The organism is Flavobacterium sp. 38-13, assembly GCF_001899155.1.
GTDB classification, from domain to species: Bacteria; Bacteroidota; Bacteroidia; order Flavobacteriales; family Flavobacteriaceae; genus Flavobacterium; species Flavobacterium lindanitolerans.
Window position 1 is genome coordinate 175,983 of sequence record NZ_MKVG01000014.1, and the last position, 23,146, is coordinate 199,128.

Annotated in this window: 21 protein-coding genes; 12 read left to right on the top strand and 9 right to left on the bottom strand. The window is 38.5% G+C overall.

All coding sequences use genetic code 11. From position 1 onward, the window contains the following. Positions 1 to 181 precede the first annotated feature (181 nt). Positions 182 to 1,066: a GTPase Era gene (gene era, locus BGO88_RS09165; RefSeq protein WP_056069153.1), complete on the top strand. Its 885-nt coding sequence runs from the start codon at positions 182 to 184 to the stop codon at positions 1,064 to 1,066. Here the strand turns inward: era and BGO88_RS09170 are convergent, their stop codons facing one another. Next, complete coding sequence (locus tag BGO88_RS09170; RefSeq protein WP_056069156.1) at positions 1,067 to 1,561, bottom strand: hypothetical protein; 495 nt, start codon at positions 1,559 to 1,561, stop codon at positions 1,067 to 1,069. A gap of 162 nt (positions 1,562 to 1,723) precedes the next feature. On the opposite strand from BGO88_RS09170, the gene der reads away from it, so the two are divergent. After that, entirely contained in the window at positions 1,724 to 3,034 is a 1,311-nt protein-coding gene (gene der, locus BGO88_RS09175) for a ribosome biogenesis GTPase Der (RefSeq protein ID WP_286706676.1), read from the top strand. A 479-nt stretch (positions 3,035 to 3,513) separates the two neighbouring features. Here der and BGO88_RS09180 read toward each other — a convergent pair whose 3' ends face one another. Beyond that, positions 3,514 to 4,434, bottom strand: coding sequence for a hypothetical protein (locus BGO88_RS09180; protein ID WP_286706677.1), 921 nt, complete (start codon positions 4,432 to 4,434; stop codon positions 3,514 to 3,516). A gap of 423 nt (positions 4,435 to 4,857) precedes the next feature. On the opposite strand from BGO88_RS09180, the gene BGO88_RS09185 reads away from it, so the two are divergent. Next, positions 4,858 to 7,647: an outer membrane beta-barrel protein gene (locus BGO88_RS09185; RefSeq protein WP_286706678.1), complete on the top strand. Its 2,790-nt coding sequence runs from the start codon at positions 4,858 to 4,860 to the stop codon at positions 7,645 to 7,647. A 64-nt stretch (positions 7,648 to 7,711) separates the two neighbouring features. Beyond that, the gene (locus BGO88_RS09190; protein WP_286706679.1) at positions 7,712 to 9,163 is read left to right on the top strand and encodes a glycoside hydrolase family 30 protein; all 1,452 of its coding nucleotides are present in this window, start codon (positions 7,712 to 7,714) and stop codon (positions 9,161 to 9,163) included. A gap of 133 nt (positions 9,164 to 9,296) precedes the next feature. Here BGO88_RS09190 and BGO88_RS09195 read toward each other — a convergent pair whose 3' ends face one another. The 5 genes from BGO88_RS09195 to BGO88_RS09215 are packed head-to-tail and all read right to left on the bottom strand — an operon-like array spanning position 9,297 to position 12,496. Beyond that, on the bottom strand, positions 9,297 to 10,094 hold the full coding sequence (locus BGO88_RS09195; protein ID WP_286706680.1) for a TPM domain-containing protein: 798 nt from the start codon (positions 10,092 to 10,094) through the stop codon (positions 9,297 to 9,299). Then, positions 10,095 to 10,532 carry a TPM domain-containing protein gene (locus tag BGO88_RS09200; protein WP_273238958.1) on the bottom strand — a complete coding sequence of 146 codons (438 nt, stop codon included), beginning with the start codon at positions 10,530 to 10,532 and terminating at the stop codon, positions 10,095 to 10,097. A 12-nt stretch (positions 10,533 to 10,544) separates the two neighbouring features. Beyond that, the gene (locus tag BGO88_RS09205) at positions 10,545 to 11,132 is read right to left on the bottom strand and encodes a LemA family protein (protein ID WP_101471406.1); all 588 of its coding nucleotides are present in this window, start codon (positions 11,130 to 11,132) and stop codon (positions 10,545 to 10,547) included. Positions 11,133 to 11,186: 54 nt separating this feature from the next. Continuing rightward, a complete protein-coding gene (locus tag BGO88_RS09210; RefSeq protein ID WP_273238960.1) occupies positions 11,187 to 11,519 on the bottom strand; it encodes a MerR family transcriptional regulator in 333 nt (110 codons plus the stop codon). Next, on the bottom strand, positions 11,519 to 12,496 hold the full coding sequence (locus tag BGO88_RS09215; protein WP_101471408.1) for a M23 family metallopeptidase: 978 nt from the start codon (positions 12,494 to 12,496) through the stop codon (positions 11,519 to 11,521). Before BGO88_RS09215 ends, BGO88_RS09210 begins: the two co-directional genes overlap by 1 nt. Positions 12,497 to 12,692: 196 nt before the next feature. Between BGO88_RS09215 and alaS the strand changes: the two genes are divergently transcribed. Continuing rightward, a complete protein-coding gene (alaS, locus tag BGO88_RS09220; RefSeq protein WP_286706681.1) occupies positions 12,693 to 15,329 on the top strand; it encodes an alanine--tRNA ligase in 2,637 nt (878 codons plus the stop codon). A 68-nt stretch (positions 15,330 to 15,397) separates the two neighbouring features. On the opposite strand, the gene BGO88_RS09225 is transcribed toward alaS, so the two are convergent. After that, the gene (locus tag BGO88_RS09225) at positions 15,398 to 15,814 is read right to left on the bottom strand and encodes a VOC family protein (protein ID WP_056069186.1); all 417 of its coding nucleotides are present in this window, start codon (positions 15,812 to 15,814) and stop codon (positions 15,398 to 15,400) included. 28 nt (positions 15,815 to 15,842) lie between these two features. Continuing rightward, complete coding sequence (locus tag BGO88_RS09230; protein WP_056069189.1) at positions 15,843 to 16,265, bottom strand: SRPBCC family protein; 423 nt, start codon at positions 16,263 to 16,265, stop codon at positions 15,843 to 15,845. 369 nt (positions 16,266 to 16,634) lie between these two features. On the opposite strand from BGO88_RS09230, the gene BGO88_RS09235 reads away from it, so the two are divergent. From BGO88_RS09235 to BGO88_RS09265, 7 genes are all read left to right on the top strand, one after another. Then, on the top strand, positions 16,635 to 16,862 hold the full coding sequence (locus BGO88_RS09235; protein WP_082482215.1) for a microviridin/marinostatin family tricyclic proteinase inhibitor: 228 nt from the start codon (positions 16,635 to 16,637) through the stop codon (positions 16,860 to 16,862). 102 nt (positions 16,863 to 16,964) lie between these two features. Continuing rightward, on the top strand, positions 16,965 to 17,939 hold the full coding sequence (locus BGO88_RS09240; RefSeq protein WP_286706682.1) for an MvdC/MvdD family ATP grasp protein: 975 nt from the start codon (positions 16,965 to 16,967) through the stop codon (positions 17,937 to 17,939). A 38-nt stretch (positions 17,940 to 17,977) separates the two neighbouring features. After that, entirely contained in the window at positions 17,978 to 18,979 is a 1,002-nt protein-coding gene (locus BGO88_RS09245) for an MvdC/MvdD family ATP grasp protein (RefSeq protein ID WP_286706683.1), read from the top strand. Between the two features lie 115 nt (positions 18,980 to 19,094). Further along, positions 19,095 to 20,039: a GSCFA domain-containing protein gene (locus tag BGO88_RS09250; RefSeq protein ID WP_286706684.1), complete on the top strand. Its 945-nt coding sequence runs from the start codon at positions 19,095 to 19,097 to the stop codon at positions 20,037 to 20,039. Between the two features lie 104 nt (positions 20,040 to 20,143). Then, positions 20,144 to 20,623 (top strand): YbjN domain-containing protein, encoded by a 480-nt coding sequence (locus BGO88_RS09255; RefSeq protein WP_273238965.1) that lies wholly within the window; start codon positions 20,144 to 20,146, stop codon positions 20,621 to 20,623. A gap of 60 nt (positions 20,624 to 20,683) precedes the next feature. After that, positions 20,684 to 21,184, top strand: a complete 501-nt coding sequence (locus tag BGO88_RS09260) for a DUF6252 family protein (protein WP_286706685.1) — start codon at positions 20,684 to 20,686, stop codon at positions 21,182 to 21,184. Positions 21,185 to 21,190: 6 nt separating this feature from the next. Beyond that, complete coding sequence (locus BGO88_RS09265; RefSeq protein ID WP_286706686.1) at positions 21,191 to 23,056, top strand: hypothetical protein; 1,866 nt, start codon at positions 21,191 to 21,193, stop codon at positions 23,054 to 23,056. Positions 23,057 to 23,146: the final 90 nt, after the last annotated feature.

Here is a 23,146-nt window from a genome sequence, read left to right on the forward strand (position 1 = left end):
CTGGACTCGAACCAGTGACCTTCGGGTTATGAGCCCGACGAGCTACCTACTGCTCTATCCCGCGATGTTTCGGGTGCAAATTTACAACGATTATCTTAAATAACAAGCTTTTTTCTGAAAAATGTTTTATTTCCTGTATTGGGGTGATATGACTACCTTTGCAGCATAAATTATTTTTGAGATGTCACATAAAGCAGGTTTTGTAAATATTATTGGAAATCCGAACGTAGGTAAATCTACATTGATGAATGCATTTGTAGGCGAGCGCCTGTCAATCATTACATCAAAAGCGCAAACCACACGTCATAGGATTTTGGGAATTGTGAATGGGGAAGATTTTCAGGTTGTGCTTTCAGATACACCGGGAATCATCAAACCTGCCTATGAACTGCAATCGTCCATGATGGATTTCGTTAAATCGGCTTTTGAAGATGCTGATGTGTTAATCTATATGGTTGAGGTGGGAGAAAAAGAACTGAAAGATGAAGCCTTTTTCAATAAGATTATTCATGCCAAGATTCCCGTATTGCTGCTTTTAAACAAAATAGACAAATCAAACCAGGAACAATTGGAAGAGCAGATGGCACTTTGGAAAGAAAAAGTTCCGAATGCTGAGCTGTATCCGATTTCTGCCCTGGAAAATTTCAACGTAAAAGAAGTATTTGCCAGAATCATAGAACTTTTACCGGAATCACCGCCATTTTATCCTAAAGATGCCTTGACAGACAAACCGGAACGTTTTTTTGTCAATGAGATTATCCGTGAAAAAATTCTGATGAACTACGAAAAAGAAATTCCTTATTCTGTAGAAATCGAAACGGAAGAGTTTTTAGAAGATGAAGACATCATCCGTATCCGTTCTGTTATCATGGTAGAACGCGACACCCAAAAAGGAATCATCATCGGTCACAAAGGATTGGCACTAAAAAAAGTGGGCGTTCAGTCCCGTGAAGACCTGGAGAAATTCTTCGGAAAGCAAATTCATATCGAGCTTTTTGTAAAAGTAAACAAAGATTGGAGAAGCAATGCTTACCAATTAAGAAGATTCGGCTATAACAACAAATAATCAGGCAATAATCCTGTGGGCTAATGAAAAGAGTTCGCGCATTTGGGCGGCTCCTTTCTTTCTGTGGATCCGGGCTACAAAATACAATAGCAGCCAGATAATAGAAAGAACAGACATCATAAAGAGATCAAAACTGTTAGATTGCGAAAGCGTCCATTTGGAATAGGCAATTATTCCGAAAACGATAAACAGTCCGCCTACAATAAAATGCATTGCCAGAAAAATAAACCATAAGATTGGGTCAGGGCCAAAAATTCCTTTCACATAAGTTCTGCCGTCTTCATAAGAATCCAGTTCAATGTGTAGCGAAGGCGACCAGAACTCTCTTCGGAACATTCCAACCCCTAGCCAGATGTGGTTTCCGGCATTTCGAAACTTAAAATCTTCCGATGCAAAAGTTTTAATTTTTTCATACGTAGACTTTATCTCGCCAATTGTCTTAGGCGAAAACTGCTCGAATTTGGGACGAAGTTGTATGTTTTTATCAAGTTCCATAATAATTCCTATAACAGCAAAACGATTATTTTTATTTTGCTGAAAATGCTAAATTGTCGTTAAAGATTTAAGGTTAGAAATGGCACGAAACGATAAGGCCTGAACTTTCCGCTTTTTACTTGAAACAAAAACCGTACCTTTGCAAAATATTTTAAAAACAGTATGAACAATATCGTTGCCATTGTTGGAAGGCCAAATGTAGGAAAGTCAACACTTTTTAATAGGTTGATTCAAAGAAGAGAAGCTATCGTAGATTCAGTTTCGGGTGTGACCCGTGACAGGAATTACGGCAAAAGTGAATGGAATGGAAAGGAATTTTCGGTAATTGATACCGGTGGTTACGTTCGTGGTTCAGATGACGTTTTTGAAGGCGAAATCAGAAAACAGGTAGAACTGGCTATTGATGAAGCTGATGTTATCATCTTTGTCGTTGACGTAGAAGAGGGCATCACGCCAATGGACGAAGCCGTTGCAAAATTATTGCGTAAAGTCACCAAACCGGTTTTATTGGCGGTGAATAAGGTTGACAATGCCATGCGTGAAAAAGACGCGGTCGAGTTCTATAACTTAGGTTTGGGAGATTACTACACATTTGCCAGTATTTCCGGAAGCGGAACAGGGGAGTTATTAGATGCCCTGATTGAAGCTTTCCCTGAAAAGCCGGAACCTACAAAAGAAGAATTGGAATTGCCTCGTTTTGCAGTGGTAGGACGTCCAAATGCGGGTAAATCCAGTTTTATCAATGCACTGATTGGAAAAGAAAGATATATTGTAACCGACATTGCGGGAACTACCCGTGATGCTATTGATACCAAATTCGACCGTTTCGGTTTTGAATTTAACCTTGTCGATACGGCTGGAATCCGTCGTAAGGCAAAAGTAAAAGAAGACCTTGAGTTTTATTCTGTCATGCGTTCGGTTCGTGCTATAGAGCATTCAGACGTATGTATTCTTATAATTGATGCAACCAGAGGCTTTGAAGGTCAGGACCAGAATATTTTCTGGCTGGCAGAAAAAAACAGAAAAGGAATCGTTATTCTGGTTAACAAATGGGATTTGGTTGAAAAAGATACCATGACAACCAAAGAATACGAAGCTAAAATCCGCAAGGAATTAATGCCTTTTACAGATGTGCCAATCATTTTTACTTCGGCCTTAACCAAACAGCGTTTGCTAAAGGCTTTGGAAGAAACGGTAAAAGTATTCGAAAGCAGAAAACAGCGAATTGCTACCTCGAAATTCAACGACCACATGCTCAAGATTATCGAAAACTATCCGCCACCGGCCTTAAAAGGGAAGTATGTAAAAATCAAATTCTGCATGCAGTTGCCAACTCCAACACCGCAGTTTGTGTTTTTTGCCAACCTGCCGCAATATGTAAAAGAACCCTATAAACGTTTTCTCGAAAACAAAATCCGTGAAAACTGGGACTTTTCAGGAGTGCCGATTGATATTTACATCAGAGAAAAATAATAGCAATGATTTAATGTTCACTATGTAGACATATTTGTGTTTGCTCTGACAATTATATTCAAAAGAAACAGGGTTATCCTTTATTTGGATAACCCTGTTTTGGTTATTTGCCTATTCTAACAATTTTTGACATTTGATAAAAACTTAAAAATATTGGAGGTATAATTAATAGCTTGTATTGTAAAAAATAGTTATTTCTTAATAATAAGATTAGCACTGCATAAATGATAAAAGGAAGTATTGAAAAAAATAAAAATACATTGAATTTGTTTTTTTGCTCATAGAATTCCATTGATTGCCTGTTAATGAATATAACTAACAAAAAGAAAACAGAATGAAAAATAATATTGTTTTCAACGTTAAAAATATAAATAAGGGCAATACCTATTGAGCCAGAAAAATATAAGGTAAATAAGATTGACAATTTAATGCTTATATTTTGTTTTTTTAAAAATGAAAACATAGTGCTTGATTTCAGATTAATTGAACCAATCACTCCAAGCATCATATATTGCAATAGCGGTAGCTGCCGCTGCTGATCCTGACCAAGCACCAAGTGCTTTGCCTCCAAGTACACCTGCAACCGTGCCAGCTCCAAGAGTTACTGGGCCAACTGCGACTCCAGCAACACCGCCAACTACTCCGCCAATAACATATCCTGCAATATCAGCACCAACAATTATAGAGCTTCTCGGGTTTTTCTTTCTGTTTGCATAACCAAAATTATTTCTGGAAAATTTTGAGAAATCATAATTCTTCCAAAACTCCGTAGAGTATTTAGCGACTGCCAATGTCCCAAGAGCATAATCTTCGTTAGACTCCCAATTTTCTGCCAAAATTAAATTTTCATGATAAACAATAACTTTTTCTAATTCTTTGTATGCGCTTTGGTCATCACTAGCTTTATTAATGGCGTTATAGACATCATGGAGCAGATTCATTGTATACTCCTTGTCTTTAGAAGTCGCTTTTTCGTTTAGTACTGCCTTAGCTAGCGATAACTCATCTGTCGAATCGTTATCAAACCATTCGTTAATTTTTAAATCGTTGTAGAAAATTTCTTGTTTCGCAGTAGTTGAATTAGACTTTGGAAAAAGTTTAAGAAATGCTTCATTTGATATTTTAGAAAATTGTGTTTTATATTCACTACTTAGAAATTCTATGTCTTTCCATTCGTTATTATTATGGCTTAACTCTAAATGGTTCATGAATTCCTTCATATAGGTATTGTGAGCTACCCCTATATATTCAAGCGGGTTATTCAATTGACTTCGTCGCAGAATAAAACTATCACTTGAGTTTTTTTTATTCGGATTAGTAATCTCAGAATCATTATTGCAGAATGAAAAAACTCCAAAAAATAAGAATAAAAGCGCTGATTTTAAAGCTAAATTTTTCATATAAATTACTTAATTTCCTTATTCTGTGGACAGACTAAACACATATCTCAGGAATGTTAAATAATAAACAATGGTCTGTCGTTGTTTAAAATATTTGCGCAAATTGTTACATTCGAATGAATTCGAAAATTAAGTATTAAAAATTTAATGTGAGCTACACAAAAAGGTAGAGTTTAAGTCTGAATATGAATTCTATCCTTTAGTGTAGTACAAATTTGCTTTTAAGATAAAGTCATATGGTGTCAAAGCAGTTCCCTTTTTTATTCAAAAGGGAGTTGAATAAGCAAATTTTTTGACATGCTGGTTAATTTGTTGTTTTTTGATGATTTGTTAAAAATTCTGTAAGAAATTATTTCTTTCCATAATAAAAGTTGTAATTCGCAGTTTTATTTTCTTACAAACTATAACAAAAAGTACATTTTAATGCTAAGAACCATCCTCCCAGTTCTCTTCGTCCTTTTATCGTGCGCAGCGTTTGGACAAAATTCATTTACCATTAAAGGGAAAGCAGTCAGTAAAGAGGTAAATCTGCCTCTGGAATCAGCTACCATCTACATTACAGCAGCAAAAGATTCAACTGTTATTGATTACACCATTTCGAATAAAAACGGAAACTTTTCCATTTCGGTTAAGAAATTAAACCAGCCATTCATTGTAAAAGTAGCGTCATTGGGGTATCAGACCTGGGAAAAAGAATTTCCTAAATTGACGTCAGATATAGATATGGGAGAAATTTTTATTTCGGATGCAGTTACAACTTTAGGAGAAGTAGAGATTGTAAGCGAAGCACCGCCTATCCGAATCAAGAATGATACGCTTGAATTCAATGCATCTTCTTTTAAAGTGCGTCCTGATTCTAACGTCGAAGCGTTACTTAAGAAATTGCCGGGTGTTGAAATAGACAAAGACGGTAAGATAAAAGTAAATGGAAAGGAAGTCAATGAGATTCTTGTCAATGGGAAATCATTTTTCGGGAAAGATGGGAAGGTAGCCATAAAGAACCTGCCTTCTGAAATCGTAGATAAGATTCAGGTTTCTGATACAAAAACAAAAGAAGAAAAACTCTCTGGCGATGCGGCAAGTTCCGATAATAAAAGTATTAATATCACCATACAGGAAGATAAGAATAAAGGATTGTTTGGGAAATTTACAGGAGGATACGGTACAGACAAGCGGTATGAATCTAGCGGTCTGGTAAATTATTTCAAGGACAAGCAAAAAATAAGTATTCTCGCCTCATCCAATAATATCAATTCCGTAGGGTTTTCTATGGACGAGATTTTTGATGCCATGGGTGGGGGACGGAATTTTTATAGCAACAGTAATGGTTCTTTTGGCATAGACGGCATGAACTTTGGCGGAAATGAAGGGATTACGCAGTCGAGTATGATTGGACTTAACTTTGCAGACGAATGGTTCAAAAAACTGGAGCCTAACGGAAGTTATTTTTATACCAATTCTAAAACAGATAACGATACGCGTAGCCGCACAGAAAACTTTCTGACATCTGAAAACGGTACCAACAGCTCTTTTATCACGGAATCGTCAGGTACGACAAGAAGAACAAGTGATGGGCATAATTTTAATCTGGAACTTGAATATAAGATTAATCCGTCGCTGACGTTATCGGTTCGTCCAACTTTGGTGAAAAACAACACGATTTCAAAAAACTTTTCAGAACAGTCTTCTACAAACGATTTAGGTCTGGTCAACGAAAGCACCAATTCATCAAAATCAAATAATGCGTCTTCTTCTTTTGGAAATGAACTATACCTTCATAAAAAATTCAAGAAAAAGGGAAGGAATTTTGGGGTCACTTTTAATAACTCAAATAAAAGTAATGATAGAGACAATATAACAAACTCTGAAACCTATTTCTTTCAGGACCCGGACAGGACAGAAGATATTCGCCGTCAGAGAGTATACGATGTCGAAAAAGACAATAGCTACTACACCCGAATTGGATATTCGGAACCTATAACCGATTCGTTAAGTATAATGGTTAGAGGTTCCTATGAATGGAAAGATTATGACAATACCAAATCTACATTCAATCGAAACGCACTCTCAGGACAGTATTCGGAGTTTAACAGCTTGTTGTCATATGGCCTGATGTCAAAAACAAGAACGTTTAACCCGAATGCTTCCATAAATCTGAGGAAGAAAAAATATTCAGGAGGAGTAACGTTGGGCACCAAAGTCATTCGCATGGAAAATACTTCCCAATACGACGGGACTACTGCACAGGTTGATAAAAATTATGTATATCCATCAGCAAATGCATGGCTGAATTTCAGGCTCTCGAAGTCGAAATCGCTTTACATGTATTATAATTTTGATGTGCAGTTGCCAACAGCAGAGCAGATACTTCCTGTGGTTGACCTGACCAATCCATTATTCCAGGTTTCGGGAAATCCTGACCTGAATCCGACAAAAAATCATAGCCTTCACCTAAACTATAATAATTATGATTATGCCTCTAAGTCCGGGTTTTACTTATATACAGGCTTTAATTATTTCGAACAGCAAATTGTTTTTTCAAGAGTTTTTAATCCTGTAGATTTGATTAACAGGGCGAATTATCAGAATATAAACGATACCTATAATAGCTATGGTGGGCTGAATTGGAGAAAAACAATAAAAAAAGAACAGCATACGTTCCGATTTAGTGCCGGAGGAAATGCAAATTATAACCTTAATAAAGGATTGACCAATAACGCTCTTTATGAAGCGAGAGGATTGACCCTGGAACCACAGGTGAGCATTGGCTGGGATTATGGAGAATTACTGACCATTGAGCCGTCATATTCCTACTCATGGAATACAACCAGCTATGAAAATTATTCGGTGAACAGTTCGTCTAATTTCACGCATAATTTTAAGATACAGACCACAAGCCACTGGCCTAAGCATTTTGTGTTCGGTAATGATTTTGGATATACTTACAATTCTAATATTTCTGACGGCTATAAAAAGGATTTCTATCTTTTGAATACAAGTTTGGGATATAGCTTTATGGAAGACAAACTTACACTTAAGGTTAAAGTTTATGACGTGCTGAACCAAAACCAGAGTGCCGTAAGATACATCAATCCGGAATCGATTCAGGATATCCAAAATACGGTATTGAAAAGATATGCTATGTTCTCACTCACGTATAAGATCGAAAAATTTGCGGGAAAGAAAAAAGAAGGGAATAGTTTTAGCTTTTAAGAACACTCATTTTAGAAGATTTAATATTCTATTTGGTAAATTAGCAGACCAAATTAAATATTCAATGAAAAAAAATGTAGTAAGCGCATTGTTAGTAATGGCTTGTTTTGCCGGATTCGCTCAGGATTCTAAAAACAAGCCATTTGTAGCAAGCGGAAAAAAAATCAAGGTATTCACCACGGCAGAGAATACCAGTTTAAGACTCAGCCCGACTTCGGGTTCTGAGTTCAGGCCGGCAAAACAACCTTTGGAAAACGAAGTTTCGGTTTTCGTAAACCCGGATAAGCAATTCCAAACCTTCATGGGAATAGGCGGAGCAATTACGGATGCAAGCGCCGAAGTTTTTGCCAAACTTTCAAAACAACAGCAAAAAGAATTTTTAGATGCTTATTACAGCAGGGAAAAAGGAATAGGCTATTCTTTAATTCGCACCACCATTCATAGCTCTGATTTTAGTAGTGAGAGTTATACTTATGTCAATGAAAATGATAAGGAACTAAAATCCTTTTCAATCGACCACGACAAAAAATACAAAATTCCACTTATTAAAGATGCGATGAAAACGGCTGGTAAAGAAATGACTTTGTATGCCAGCCCGTGGAGTCCTCCTGCGTTTATGAAGGACACTAAAAGCATGCTGAAAGGTGGAAAATTAGCTCCTGAATTTTACCAGCCTTGGGCCAATTATTATGTGAAATTCATCCAGGCCTATGAAAAAGAAGGTATTCCGATTTGGGGAATCACGGTACAAAACGAACCGATGGCAACCCAAACGTGGGAGTCCTGTATTTTTACGGCCGAAGAAGAAAGAGATTTCCTGAAAAAATACTTAGGTCCTACTATGCAAAAGAACGGGCTGGAAAACAAAAAAATAGTAGTATGGGATCATAACAGAGACCTGATGGTGCAACGTGCCAATACAATCTATTCTGACCCTGAAGCTTCAAAATATGCCTGGGGAATGGGTTTCCATTGGTATGAAACCTGGAATGGCGGAAAACCGATGTTTGATAATGTAAAATTAGTAGCCGATTCTTTTCCTGACAAGAAACTGATGTTTACGGAAGGCTGCATCGAGGCATTTAATCCGGCACGTTATCAGTTTTGGGCTAATGCGGAACGTTATGGAATCAACATGATTAACGATTTCAATAACGGAACGGTTGCCTGGACAGACTGGAACATTCTTCTCGATGAAAAAGGCGGGCCAAACCACGTGTCTAACTTCTGTTTTGCACCAATTCACGGAGATTTAACGGCAGGTAAGTTAATTTACACGCCATCGTATTATTACATAGGGCATTTTTCAAAGTTTATCCGTCCGGAAGCTAAAAGAGTGAGCACGGCAGCCAGCAGAAGCCAATTGCTAAGCACAACATTCCTGAATACAAACGGAGAAATGGTAACTGTAGTGATGAACCAATCAGACAATGAAATCAAATACAAATTGTTTGTAGGTAATTCAGAGTCAGAACTCACGATTCCTGCGCATGCGATTCAGACTTTAGTGTACTAAAATCGTTTGTGCTTAGCGCCTTAGCGCCTTTGCGAGAAATAATTGCACGCAAAGACGCAAAGGCGCTAAGTTTGGCTAACAATTACTTAAAAAAAAGACTGCTAAACAGCAGTCTTTTTTTATTGTGATATTTTTACCAGCTTCCTCCGGCACCGCCGCCACTAAAGCCGCCGCCACCAAAACCTCCGCCGAAGCCACCGCCTCCGCCACCAAATCCGCCTCCGGAAGAACCGCCAAAGCCTCCGCCTCCGCGCCCAAGACTACTTAGGATAATGATGTCAGAAAGGTCTAAACCGCCACCACGATTCCCGCCATTTCTGTTGTTCTTGTTTTTGGAAAGAATAAAAAGAATAACGATAAAAATAATGATGAAAACGACCAGGCCGCCAGAGTTTGATTCTCCTCCGTTAGAGCCTTTTCGGGTCCCTTTGTATTTTCCTTTCAATACATCAAAAATGGCATCAGCACCTTTATCCAGGCCCTGGTAATAATTGCCTGCTTTAAATTCAGGTATTATTATGTTCCGTATAAGTTCTCCGTTGATTCCTGCCGTTAGTCTGTCTTCAACGCCATAACCGGGAGCTATCCATATTTTTCTTTCTTTTACAGCCAATAAGATAAAAACACCGTTGTCTTCTTTTTCCTGACCTATGCCCCAGGCATGGCCCCATTTTGGCGCTAAAAGCCCAATGTCTTCGCCATTTATGGTAGGAACAGTAACCACTACAATTTGCGTAGAGGTAGAATCAGAATAACGGATCAGTTTTTCTTCCAGTTTTGCCTTGTCAGCCCCAAGTATGTTGGCATAATCATAAACGCTGGTCTGAAAACTGGGTTTTTTCGGAATATCAAATTGAGCATATCCGGTTTGTACCAGCAACAGTAAAAAAAAGGATAACAGGAACGTATTTTTTATAGGGGAAAATTTCATTTATCCTTTAGATATTTCGTTAGATAATTCGTTCGTATCGTCATTCTCAAAAGGGAAATATTGTTTCAGCCGTTCGCCGGCTCTTAAAATTCCGGAAACAAGCCCGTCTTTATATTTCTTTTCCTTAAAGTGCGAAATGACGGTATCTTTCGTGCAATCCCAGAAATCCTCCTCAACCATTTTATGGATGCCTTCATCTCCAATAATTGCAAAAGTATGGTCTGAAACACCTACATAAAACAGTACGCCGTTGCGCATACTGGTGTTTTGCATACCCAAAAAATTAAAAACCTCCTGGGCTCTTTCGAGCGGAGGTTTTTCAGTATGGTCTTCAATGTGCACCCTTATCTCTCCAGAAGTGTTTCTTTCTGCCTGCGAAATAGCCTGCACGATTTCGTTTTCTTCTTCCCGAGTAAGGAAATCTTCAACTTTTGACATTGATTTGTGTTTTTAGAATTTTACTTCTACAGGTTTTTCAGCGCCTTCAACCGATTTAAAGTATGGTTTTTCAGGATAGGAACCTCCCAGGAATAAACTGTTCGGGAAGCTAAGCACATAACCGTTGTAAATCTGAACCTGCTCGTTGAAACGCGTTCTCGCTGTAAGGATTTGGTTTTCTGTACTGGCCAGTTCATCTTGCAGTTTCAGGAAGTTTTCATTTGCTTTCAATTGCGGATAAGCTTCAACAGAGACCAATAATCTGGAAAGGCTGGAAGATACATTCGATTGTGCCTGTTGGAATTGTGCCATTTGTTCCGGAGTAACATTACTTGGGTCAATTGTCATAGAAGTTGCTTTTGCACGGGCTTCCACAACTGCAGTCAGGGTTCCTTTTTCGAAATCGGCAGCTCCTTTTACGGTATTGACTAAATTGCCTATAAGATCATTTCTTCTTTGGTAAGTAGTCTCAACATTTCCCCATTCTTTTGAAACAGCCTGATTGTGTTTCAATGCCGTATTTTTAATTCCGACAACCCAGAATCCGATAATTACTACCAATACAACAATAATTCCCAGAGGTATTAACCATTTTCTCATTTTGCTTTTGTTTTTAGGTTTATTATTTATTTGTTTTCTATTTTAATTATAACGCTATAATTCATTTTTAATATTAGTCAGTTGGGCTTTTATGGCTTCCAGCTTGCTGATGATTTCAAATTTATCCAAAGTCTTTTTCTGGCCTTCCTTTAAATGCGTTTTGGCACCTTCAAGGGTAAAGCCTCGTTCTTTGACCAGATGATAAATTAACTGGAGATTTTTTACGTCTTCGGGCGTAAACATACGGTTGCCTTTCGCATTCTTTTTAGGTTTCAGGATATCGAATTCCTTGTCCCAAAATCGGATGAGCGAAGCATTCACGTCAAAAGCTTTGGCTAGTTCGCCAATGCTGTAATATCTTTTATCCGGCGATAAGTCTAAATGCATTAATCTAAAGATTGGTTTTCCTGGTTAGCTAATTTTGATATGGCCGCAAACTCTGCTGCCGAAATATTTCCGTAATAATAATTCAATGGGTTTACGACTTCTCCGTTTTTATGGACTTCATAATGCAGGTGTGGTGCCTCGGAACGCCCTGTACTTCCTACATAGCCAATCACATCACCCCGTTTTACTCTTTGCCCGGCTCTTACTTTATATTTGCTTAAATGCCCATACAATGTTTCATATCCAAATCCGTGCCGAATTACGATATGGTTTCCATAACCGGATGCCGTATTGTCTGCCCGTTCTACTACACCGTCACCGGTTGCATAAACCGGAGTTCCTGTTTTGGCAGAAAAGTCCATTCCTGCGTGGAATTTCCTGATTTTGGTAAACGGGTCGCTACGGTAACCGAATCCGGATGCCATCTGCTTCAATTGCTCATTTTTGACTGGCTGAATGGCAGGAATTGCTGTCAGTAGTTTTTCTTTTTCTTTTGCCAGCTTTAGGATTTCGTCTAAAGATTTGGATTGGATAACCAATTCTTTGGATATAATATCCACGCGTTTTGTCGTACTGACAACCAGTTCGGAATTGTTATAGCCTTCCAGTGCCTTATATCGGTTCACACCGCCAAAACCCGCCTTTCGCTGTTCTTCAGGAATAGGTGAGGAGTTGAAGTAAACACGATACAAATTATTGTCACGTTCCGCAACGTTTTCCAGAACTTCATCAATCTGGTCCATTTTTTTGTTCAGGATAGCATAATTGATTTTCATGTTTTCAATCTCACGGGCCTGAAGTCTGTCCTTTGGAGTTTCAAAGAACGGTGTATTGATTAATATCACGAAGCATAAAAATCCGAACAATGCCGAAGCCAATAAAAATAAGGCGATTACGCCTAGTTTTTGTCCTTTTTTGGGTTTGATTTTCCGGTAAGCTAAATTTTCGGTATCGTAATAATATTTTACCTTCTTCATATTTTAAAATATGCTATTTTTGCAGCTTTATTAGCGGTAAACTAATTAGTTTTAAAAGTTTACTGATAACAACAATTGATTATTATTTTCAATTGTATAAATGTTATACGAACAAATTTAAAAAATGTTTCATAGGTTCGTCTTATTATTTTTAGAATAAAGAAATTTACTCCAAGACCATAAACTAATATTTCAGATGAAATCACAGGATATCAGAAAGCAATTTTTACAATTTTTTGAGGAGCGCGGGCATTTAATTGTGCCTTCAGCGCCTATCGTTTTAAAAGACGACCCAACCTTGATGTTTAATAATTCTGGGATGGCCCAGTTCAAGGAATATTTTTTGGGTAACGCCACGCCAAAAAGTAAAAGAATTGCCGATACCCAAAAATGCCTTCGCGTTTCCGGTAAACATAACGATTTGGAAGATGTAGGTTTTGACACCTACCACCACACCATGTTTGAAATGTTGGGGAACTGGAGTTTTGGTGATTATTTCAAAAAAGAAGCGATTAATTGGGCCTGGCAACTGCTGACAGAAGTCTACAAAATTCCAAAAGAAAACCTGTACGTTTCTGTTTTTGAAGGTAATCCGGCTGAAAATGTACCGTTTGACCAGGAAGCCTGGGACATTTGGAAAACGTTGGTCGATGAAGACCGTATTATACTTGGAAATAAAAAAGACAATTTCTGGGAAATGGGAGAACAGGGACCATGCGGGCCGTGTTCAGAAATCCATGTCGATTTGCGTAGTGAAGAAGAAAAGGCAAAGGTTTCCGGAAAGAGCCTGGTCAATAACGACCATCCGCAGGTTGTAGAAATCTGGAATAACGTTTTTATGGAATTCAACCGTAAGGCTGATGGTTCTCTTGAAAAACTACCGGCTAAGCATGTGGATACCGGTATGGGATTTGAGCGCTTGTGCATGGCTTTGCAAGGTGTACAGTCCAATTATGACACAGATGTATTTACACCGCTCATTCGCGAAGTTGAATCCATCACCGGAAAAAAATATACTTCAAACGAGGTTAAAGATATAAGCGAAGAACAGAATAAAACCAATATTGCAATTCGCGTTGTTGTAGACCACGTTCGTGCCGTAGCTTTTGCTATCGCAGACGGTCAGTTGCCTTCCAACACAGGTGCGGGTTATGTTATCAGAAGGATTTTGCGTCGCGCTATCCGTTACGGATTTACTTTCCTGAATACGAAAGAACCGTTTATTTATAAATTGGTTGCTGTTTTGGCAAACCAGATGGGAGAGTTTTTTCCGGAAATCAAGACACAGCAGAATCTGGTTACCAATGTAATCAAGGAAGAAGAAGCTTCTTTCTTGCGAACACTGGACCAGGGGTTGCAGCTGCTTGAAAATGTTGTCAAAGAAACAAAAGGGAATGAGGTTTCGGGAGCAAAAGCTTTTGAACTGTATGACACTTTTGGTTTCCCAAAAGATTTGACTGCATTGATTCTGAAAGAAAAAGGAATGTCCTATAACGAAAAAGAATTTGATGCCGAATTGCAAAAGCAGAAAGACCGTTCCCGTGCCGCATCAGAAACTTCAACAGATGATTGGACTGTTTTGGTGGAAGGAAACATTGAAACTTTTGTAGGATATGATGAGGTAGAAAAAGAAGTAAGAATAACACGATATAGAAAAGTAGATTCTAAAAAAGACGGTAAGCTGTACCAGATTGTTTTAGATGCTACACCATTTTATCCGGAAGGCGGAGGTCAGGTAGGTGACAAAGGAACATTGTTCACGCCAAACCAGGCCATCGAGATTATAGATACCAAAAAGGAAAACAACCTGATATTGCATTTTGCAAAAGAATTGCCTGAAAATCCGCAAGGAAAATTCATGGCATTGGTCAATACCAAACTGCGAAGCGAATCGGCAAGCAATCACTCGGCTACGCACTTGTTGCACCAGGCCCTGAGACATGTTTTAGGAACACACGTAGAGCAAAAAGGTTCGTTGGTAGCGCCTAACCATCTTCGTTTTGACTTTTCTCATTTTGCAAAAGTAACCGACGATGAATTGAAGGAAGTAGAAACTTTTGTAAATGCAAAAATCCAGGAACAGCTTCCGTTGATTGAAAGAAGAAATATTCCGTTCAAACAGGCAATCGAAGAAGGTGCTATGGCATTATTTGGAGAAAAATACGGCGATACGGTACGTGCCATAAAATTTGGCGACAGCATGGAACTTTGCGGAGGAATCCACGTTGGCAATACCGCAGACATCTGGTATTTTAAAATTGTAAGTGAAGGAGCGGTGGCTGCCGGAATACGACGTATTGAAGCCATCACAAATGAAGGTGCAAAAGAGTTTTTTGCTTCTCAGGAAAATGCTTTGAAAGAAATAAAAGAAGCTTTGAAAAATCCACAGGATTCATTAAAAGCGGTTGTTTCTTTACAGGAGGAAAATGCCAAATTGAAAAAACAGGTGGAGGCTTTGCTGAAAGAAAAAGCAAAAAATCTAAAAGGCGAATTGGTTTCAGAAATCGAGGAAATAAATGGCTTGAAATTTTTAGCTAAACAAGTTGACCTGAATCCGGAAGGGGCGAAAGATCTGGCTTATGAATTGGGTAGTCTTGGTACTAATCTTTTCCTGGTTTTGGCTACAGCCGAAGAAGGAAAGCCAATGCTGACATGTTATATTTCTAAAGAATTGGTAGCAGAAAGAAACCTGAATGCCGGACAAGTTGTTCGTGAACTTGGAAAATATATCCAAGGTGGCGGTGGGGGTCAGCCTTTCTTTGCAACAGCAGGAGGAAAAAATGCAGACGGAATCAGAGAAGCGCTTGAAAAAGCAAAAGATTTTATAAAGTAACAGATTTTAAAAATTCATAAAAAAACCACAACAGTACTGTTGTGGTTTTTTGTTTTTAAGAGGAATTATTATTGTTGTGGCATTTTGCTGAAATCCATAAAAAGAACGTTCCAGCGGTGGCCATCCGGGTCACTGAATCCGCAACCATACATCCAGCCGTCTTTTTCACCCGGTTGGGCATAAAGTACTGCTCCGGCAGCCACGGCTTTATTAGCCAGTTCGTCAACCTCATTAGGGGATTGTGCATCTATTGAAAACAGGGTTTCGGTACCTTTTGCCGTATCTGCAATTTCGTTGCCGCTAAAGCTCTTAAAAAGCGCCTCAGGAAAGAAATTAACCACTACATTCTTGTCTCCTACAAAAAACGAAGCCATTGTAGGGTTTTCGCTAAATTGTGAATTTTCCCTAAAGTCAATTGCTTTAAAGAAAGCCCTGGTTTTGCCAAGGTCTTTTGCCGGAAGATTTATCCAGAATTCTTTTGCCATAACTGTTGTTTTTTAGTTGTGTAATGATTTACAGTGTCTCTGTATATTTTTTGAAATTATCCATGATGGCTTGCCATCCTGCTTTTTGGAATTCGATAGGGTGCGTATTTTCTGGGTCGAAAGTTTCCGTTACTTTTACGGTATCACCGGAATCTTCGAAACTAACACTTACGCGACGGCCATCACCCATTACATATTCTATTTTTTTATGATTCTCGACCTGGGTGTATTCGCCTTCGAAATCAAATGCCATACTGCCGTCTTTAGCCGCCATCTTTGTTCTGAATTTTCCTCCGATTCTCAAATCGTTTTCTGCTTCAGGAGCGTGCCAATCTTCAGATGCAAAACTCCAGTTCATGGTGTGTTGTGGTTCTGTAAAGCTTTGCCATACTTTGGAAATAGGTGCTTTTACAGTAGTTTCTACGGTAATTGTTTGATTTGAATTGTTCATTGTTTGTTTTTTTAAATGATTGATTTTGTTTTTGCCTTTTACAAAGGTAGATTGAAGCTATGGAAGTGAGAGGTTGTAAATTAGACAATGTTGAGGGCGAAACAGGACAGTTATCATATCGGTTTCAATAAAGAAAATAATTTCAGGAAAAATATTGCAGACACAGATCTGATTCCTCAAAAGATTTTTCTGCCAAAGCCAGTCAAATAAGGACATGTGAGCGATTTCTTACCTGTTTTTTGTTCGCTAAATGCGAACTAACGATGTTAAAATTTTGATTTTCAATGCTATAAATTAAGATTGTTTGGGTTATTTTCCTATCTTAGGACTGAAAAAGAAAAACATAGTATTAATCCCAAATTTATTATCATGGAAAATGACAAAAAATTGAAAAAACCTTTCTTTGCCAACTTTTTGGAAAGCCAGGTTCCTGAAAAGGAAATGGAACAAATTAATGGTGGAACTGATGCAGTAACTATGAAATTCCCATCAGATGGTGAAGATGGCCCGGGCCAGGTAATCACAAGCAGAGTCAAAGATCTTTATCAGACGATGAAATATCCGTCTGATAGTGATGAAGAAGGAGTCGAGCTTTAAGATTTGATGAAAGCAACAGTGTTTCTGTATGGAAATACTGTTGCTTTTTTTTTGCTCAAGAGGGATATGCTTGGGCTTTTTTTATTTAAATAATTCCTATTAATGATACTTTGTCTGACACACAGCAATGATCTCTATACTATAGATATAGTGATGAAAAGGCTGAAAGAACTGGGGAAGGAGGCCTATAGAATGAATAGTGACCTTTTTTCGTCCAAACTATCTTTTGATTATTCGCTTTCCGATAATAAGAATACTGTCCAAATCCAAATTGATGACCGTGTCATTGATGCCAATGCAGTGGAAGCTGTTTGGTACCGAAAACTTTGGCAGGCAGAAGCGCCTGACGAACTCGATGATGATTTTAAAGAAATCTATCTTCAGGAATATTACACCATGCAAAATATCTTTTTTGAATCGCTACGTGATATTCCCTGGTTTAATCCAATAGCAAAAGACCATGAAATAAGCAATAACAAGTTCGGACAATTATCTGTTGCCGCTCAAAATGGCATTGAGATACCCAAAAGTCTTTTTACAAACAATCAGGAACAGGTAAAAGCGTTTTTCTATGAGGAATGCAACAAACAGATGATAGCCAAGCTTCATGGTACACTTTCCCGAAGTATGTTGGGCAATACACCTTTTTTTCCTACTACACAGATAACAGAACCTAATCTGGCCGGCCTTGCTACCCTGATTTACTGTCCCATGATTTTTCAGGAAATGATTCCGAAAGCCTATGAGCTCCGCATAATTTATGTTGATGGCGAATTTTTTGCCGGAAAAATAAATGCGGGACAGTCAGAACGAGGCAAAACAGACTGGCGTATTGCAACTGATATTTATTTTAAATGGGAACCTTATAAACTTCCAGACCCGGTTGCAACTTCGCTTTCAAAAATGATGCAACAGATGGGACTCTTTTTTGGCGCTATTGACATGATTCGCCATCAGGACGGGCGCTATATTTTTCTGGAGGTAAATCCTCAGGGTGAATGGGGAATGCTGCAAAGAGATTTAAGCTATCCTATTGGGGAAACCATAGCCGAAAAATTAGTCGCGAGGTTAGAGTAGCGGTTCCTTTCCCTAATCAATTAAACTCCCAAAATTCTATGAAAAAAGTACTGATAATTACACATACCCACGATAACGAATCTATAGAAACTGTTACGCAACAGCTAAAAAAATATAATGCCCGGGCCATACGTTTTAATGTCGATTTATATCCGCTTCACTACGGATTGACAAGTTGTTTTGAAGACGGGCAATGGAAAATCTATCTTGACCACAACGGTGAAAGGGAGTCTCTACACGACATTGCAGCTTTGTGGTACAGGCGTAGCCATAATCTGGGAAGCGGTTTGAGCAGCGTGCTGGAAGGAGAGTATTTGTCTTCTGCGCACGGAGAAATAAGAACCACGCTTTTTGGAATGCTGGAAAGTATGAATTGCTTCCAGATAGGCAAATTCAGCCAATACAGGAGGTTGGACAGTAAAGAAGAACAGATGAAAATTGCTTCTTCACTCGGATTGAAAATTCCGGAAACCTGCATAACGAACAATCCGGACGAAGCTAAAAAATTTGTACTCTCACATCCCAAAGGAGCAATTACAAAAATGCAAAGCTCTTTTGCCATTGACAGAGGAGGCGTAGAGCATGTTGTGTTTACCAATGTCATAACCGAAGACAATCTGGATGCGATTGACAGCTTGCAATATTGCCCGATGCAGTTCCAGGAAAAACTGGAAAAACAGAAAGAGTTACGAATAACCATTGTGGGTGATGCTGTTTTTTCCTTTGCGGTTGATTCCCAAAAACTGGACAATGCTAAAATTGATTGGCGTCGTGAAGGTGTTGAACTGCTGGACCAGTGGGAGCCTTATGACTTGCCGGAAACCATAAAACAAAAATTATTGAAAATGATGGATATCTACCAGATTAACTATGGTGCGGTAGACATTATTGTTACTCCTGAAAACGAACATTATTTCCTTGAAATTAATTCGGCAGGAGAATTTTTCTGGCTCGACCGACTTATTGACGGTGCTATTTCAGACCAGATTGCCAAAGTTTTGTCTGACGAAGCACCCAGACGTTACATCCCGGTACTCTAAAAACTTAATCCCGGCCTTATCAAGGCCGGCTTTTTTAACTACCCACTACCCACTACCCACTATCCACTGTCCGCTTCCCACCAGTTTCCTATCTTTGCAACTAAAATTATAACAAATGCAATTCACTACGCCTGTACCAATACCCAAAAGCTCTCATTCAATCGATTATGCTTCGAAAGTTGTTTCATTGGGTTCCTGCTTTGCCGAAAACATGGGAAACAAGCTGGATTATTTTAAATTTCAGAATACAACCAATCCTTTCGGAATCTTATTTCATCCGTTGGCGTTACAGAAAATAATACACAAAGCGGTCCGACAGGAACTGTTCTCAGAAAAAGATGTTTTTTATCATAACGAAAGATGGCATTCATTTGACGTACATTCTGAGTTGAGCCTTGCAGACAAGACAACGTTTTTGGAGAACCTTAATTCTGGTATAGGGAATTTTCACAATGCTTTACTGGAAAGTTCGCATGTTATAATCACTTTAGGAACCTCCTGGGTTTATCGGAAAATTGAAACAGATGCCATCGTAGCAAATTGTCATAAAGTGCCTCAGGCGGCGTTTAAAAAAGAATTACTTTCTGTAGTACAGATTAAAGAAAGCCTTTTAGAAATTATCGGAACCATTTTGACTTTCAATCCGAAAACAAAATTGATTTTTACAGTTTCTCCTGTGCGTCACATCAAAGATGGTTTTGTGGAAAACCAATGGAGCAAAGCCAATCTAATTTCGAGCCTTCAAGAGGTAGTCCATGCTACAGAAAGCACCTATTTTCCAAGCTATGAAATTATGATGGATGAATTACGCGATTACCGCTTTTATGCAGAAGACATGATTCATCCCGGTTCATTGGCAATAGATTACATCTGGAAACGGTTTGCAGAAACCTGGATTTCGGAAGATGCTTCTTCAATAATGCAGGAAATAGACAGTATTCAGAAGGGACTGAGCCACAGGTCATTTAATCCGCAATCAGAACAGCACCAAAAGTTTTTAGAAAACCTTCAGAATAAGATATTGGTTTTGAAATCGGAGTACCCTTTTATGGAGTTTTGAGACTGTAATAGGTTCATTTTTATAAGAATACGGCAGATGCCGTATTTTTTTTTGCCCGGAATAAAGAGAATTTTGGAATGTTAAACCTAAAAAATAACTTTATTATGAAACCAACAACTTTACTTTCAAAAATGGCTATCGTTTTCTTTTTCTTTCTCGGAACGACAGCCTTCTCCCAAAATTTGGTTCCGGCAGAAAATCTGACTCCGGCACTTTTAAAACAAACATTTGAAAATGCCTATATCAAGGTTCTGGAAACTCAGGATGGCTTTATCAAGGTGCAGGATACGTATGATGTCTTTATTGATATCGACCCTTCAAAAAGATATGTTTGTTTTAGCAGTTCTTATTCTTTAGTGGCCGGAACTTCTTCAAAAGATGCCCTGGAATTGATGAATCTGCTAAATACAGACATCATTCTGGTAAAGAGCTATTATATCGAAAAAAACAATTCGATTAACTACATCGCCTATTTCTGGACAGAAAGAGGATTTAGTCCGCAGTCAATGGTTAGCGCTTTTAAGATGTATGTTTCGGCATTGACGCTTTCACTTCAAAAAGACACCAAGAAGATTATAAAATAAAAGCTATAGCATCCCTTTAAAATCAAACAAATTTTAATAACTAACTTAAAACTTTTAACTATGAAAACATTAAAAACATTAGGAGCAATGTGCCTTTTGGCCACAATCTTATTTTCATGCAGTAGCGATGATAGCGGAGGCGGCTCAAATTCAGGAGGATTTTCGCTAACAGCAAAAGTGAATGGGGCCAATTATTCCAATTCCAATTATTTTGACCCGATGGCGGTCATTACAAACAACATTCTGGTTATCCAAAGCAGCGATAATGGTGGAAACTCAATTCAGATTCAGGTTATGAATTATAACGGAGTTGGAAGCTATACTTCAGGGAACAATAACCTGATGGCGGGATATATTAATTATCTTAAAGCAGGAGCTACAGTAGGCCAGTTCAAGACTTTTACTTCGGTTCGAGGTGATGGTTTGGTGGAAATTACGGAAGTGACAGATACTTACGTAAAAGGAACATTTTCAGCGACTGCGCCAGAGAATGTCTCAAATTCTACAGAAAGTGTGGAGATTACAGAAGGTAGCTTTAAGGCCAAGATACAGGCTCAATAATAGATTATGAAATTTTCTGTAAAATTAATCTGCAGTGTTCTTGTGCTGCTGACTTCTATTGTGTCAGTTGCACAGGACACTCCGGATTACACCTATAATCTTGGCGGTAAAATTGACTTTATGAAACTGACAGAATCCGGTGTTTTGGTAGTGGCTAATGGCGATGGCCTTGCCGGAATCAAACCTGGTGAAAGTAAGTTACATTTTGATTTTAATGATTATGGTAAGGTAAAGCAAGAGGAACTGGAGTTCATTCCAATGACTCCTTATGTAGTAATTTCTCAGGGAGGAATGTTGAGTTCAAAGAAAAGCGTACTGGATTTTGTGTCTGGAAAGAAGCTTTTTGCGACCGAAGATAAAGGCTGGAAGATGATTTATACCTGTGACGTTATGATGCCTCAAAATAAATTGGTTGTCAGCGGACAGCGTACGGCAAAAGAAAAGTATGCAATGGCTGTAGGAATTTATGATTTGGTTAGTGGAAATCAGGACTATCTTTTTAATCTTCAGGACCCTAATAAAGTTTCGATGGGAATTACAACCGTTACCGGAAAACCTTTAATGGTTGGAAGCGGATTGATTGTTCCAACAAGTAAAGCCCTGCTTCATATTGATATGAATTCCGGAAATATTACATGGACAGCAAAGGTGGACGACATTACGTGGATGACAGCAGATACATCAGGAAAAGAAATTTACGCTTTTGAGCAAACTCCGGGTGGCGACACGAGAATTCATAAAGTCAGCAATACGGGCCAGGTTCTATGGGCAGATTCTCATAAGGTGAAAGGGAAAATAAGCAGGTTTGAGATTCTGCCTCAAGGACTGGCAATTGTAAGTGATGTGGACAATTCGGGGAAATCGGGTTTGGCAAAACTGGCTTCTGCAGCTTCTGAATCCAGAATAGCTTTCCTAAGTGCCTCTGACGGACAGGACCTTTGGGAGAAAGCTCCTAAAACCAAAGGCTATGTACAGCATTTTTATATTATGGATGATGGAATCTTATTCGGAATTCAGGAAGGCGGAATAAACAAGGTTTCTTTTGACGGCAAGACATTATTCAAGAAACCTTTAAAGACAGGAGAAAATATCCATACGATGGCTTTAACGCCAAAAGGAATGATATATATTACAGATCTGGATGCGGACATTATTAATCTCTCAACAGGCGAATCTATCTGGAACAAACCTATTAAGTATAAAAAGGCAAAAGCAGTAGCGAGTACCTATGATAAGGCAAACAAAAGATATTTGATTAGTACTGGAGAGGAAATGCTGGCAATACAGGAAGAATCGGGAGAAATTTCAACATTGGCCAATTATAAATTTCAGGAAAAGGAAGTCCCTTCAAAATTACAGGTCAGAAATGACGGATTGCTTCTTACTTCAGAACAAAATATGGTCATGCTGAATTTTGACGGAACCCCGAAATTTCACGAATACTATAAGTCGCCCGGAACAAGTACTTTCGGTAAAATCCTGACTGGTGTTATGGGAGCCGCTTCTATGGCGGTGGCAAGCTCGGCTGCATTTACTGCCGGAGCCAATAAAAATGCCATCGGACAGTATAACGATTATGGACAAAATGCAAAAAATGTTCAGGATGCTTTCTCCGGTATTGCCTCGGCTTCATTTTCTGAAATGAACAAACGTTTCAAGGCTACTGCTGCCACAGAAAATGCCCAATTTATACTTACTAAACTAGATGACGGAGTCGGATTGGTCAAAATCAGTAAGGATAGCGGGAAAAAAGAAAAAGAAATTGTCCTGAAAGATAAAAAGCCGGAGTACGAAGTTGATGAAATTGCAGGAATACTCTATCATAAGGCAGGAAGTAATAAGATTAATGCCTATAACCTAACACAACAATAAAAGTTGTTGACTTGTCCTTTTCAGGCCGCAGCGGGAAAATAGTTTTGTGCGCCTGGAAAGGACTTTTTTAATGAGGCAAGATTTTTTGTA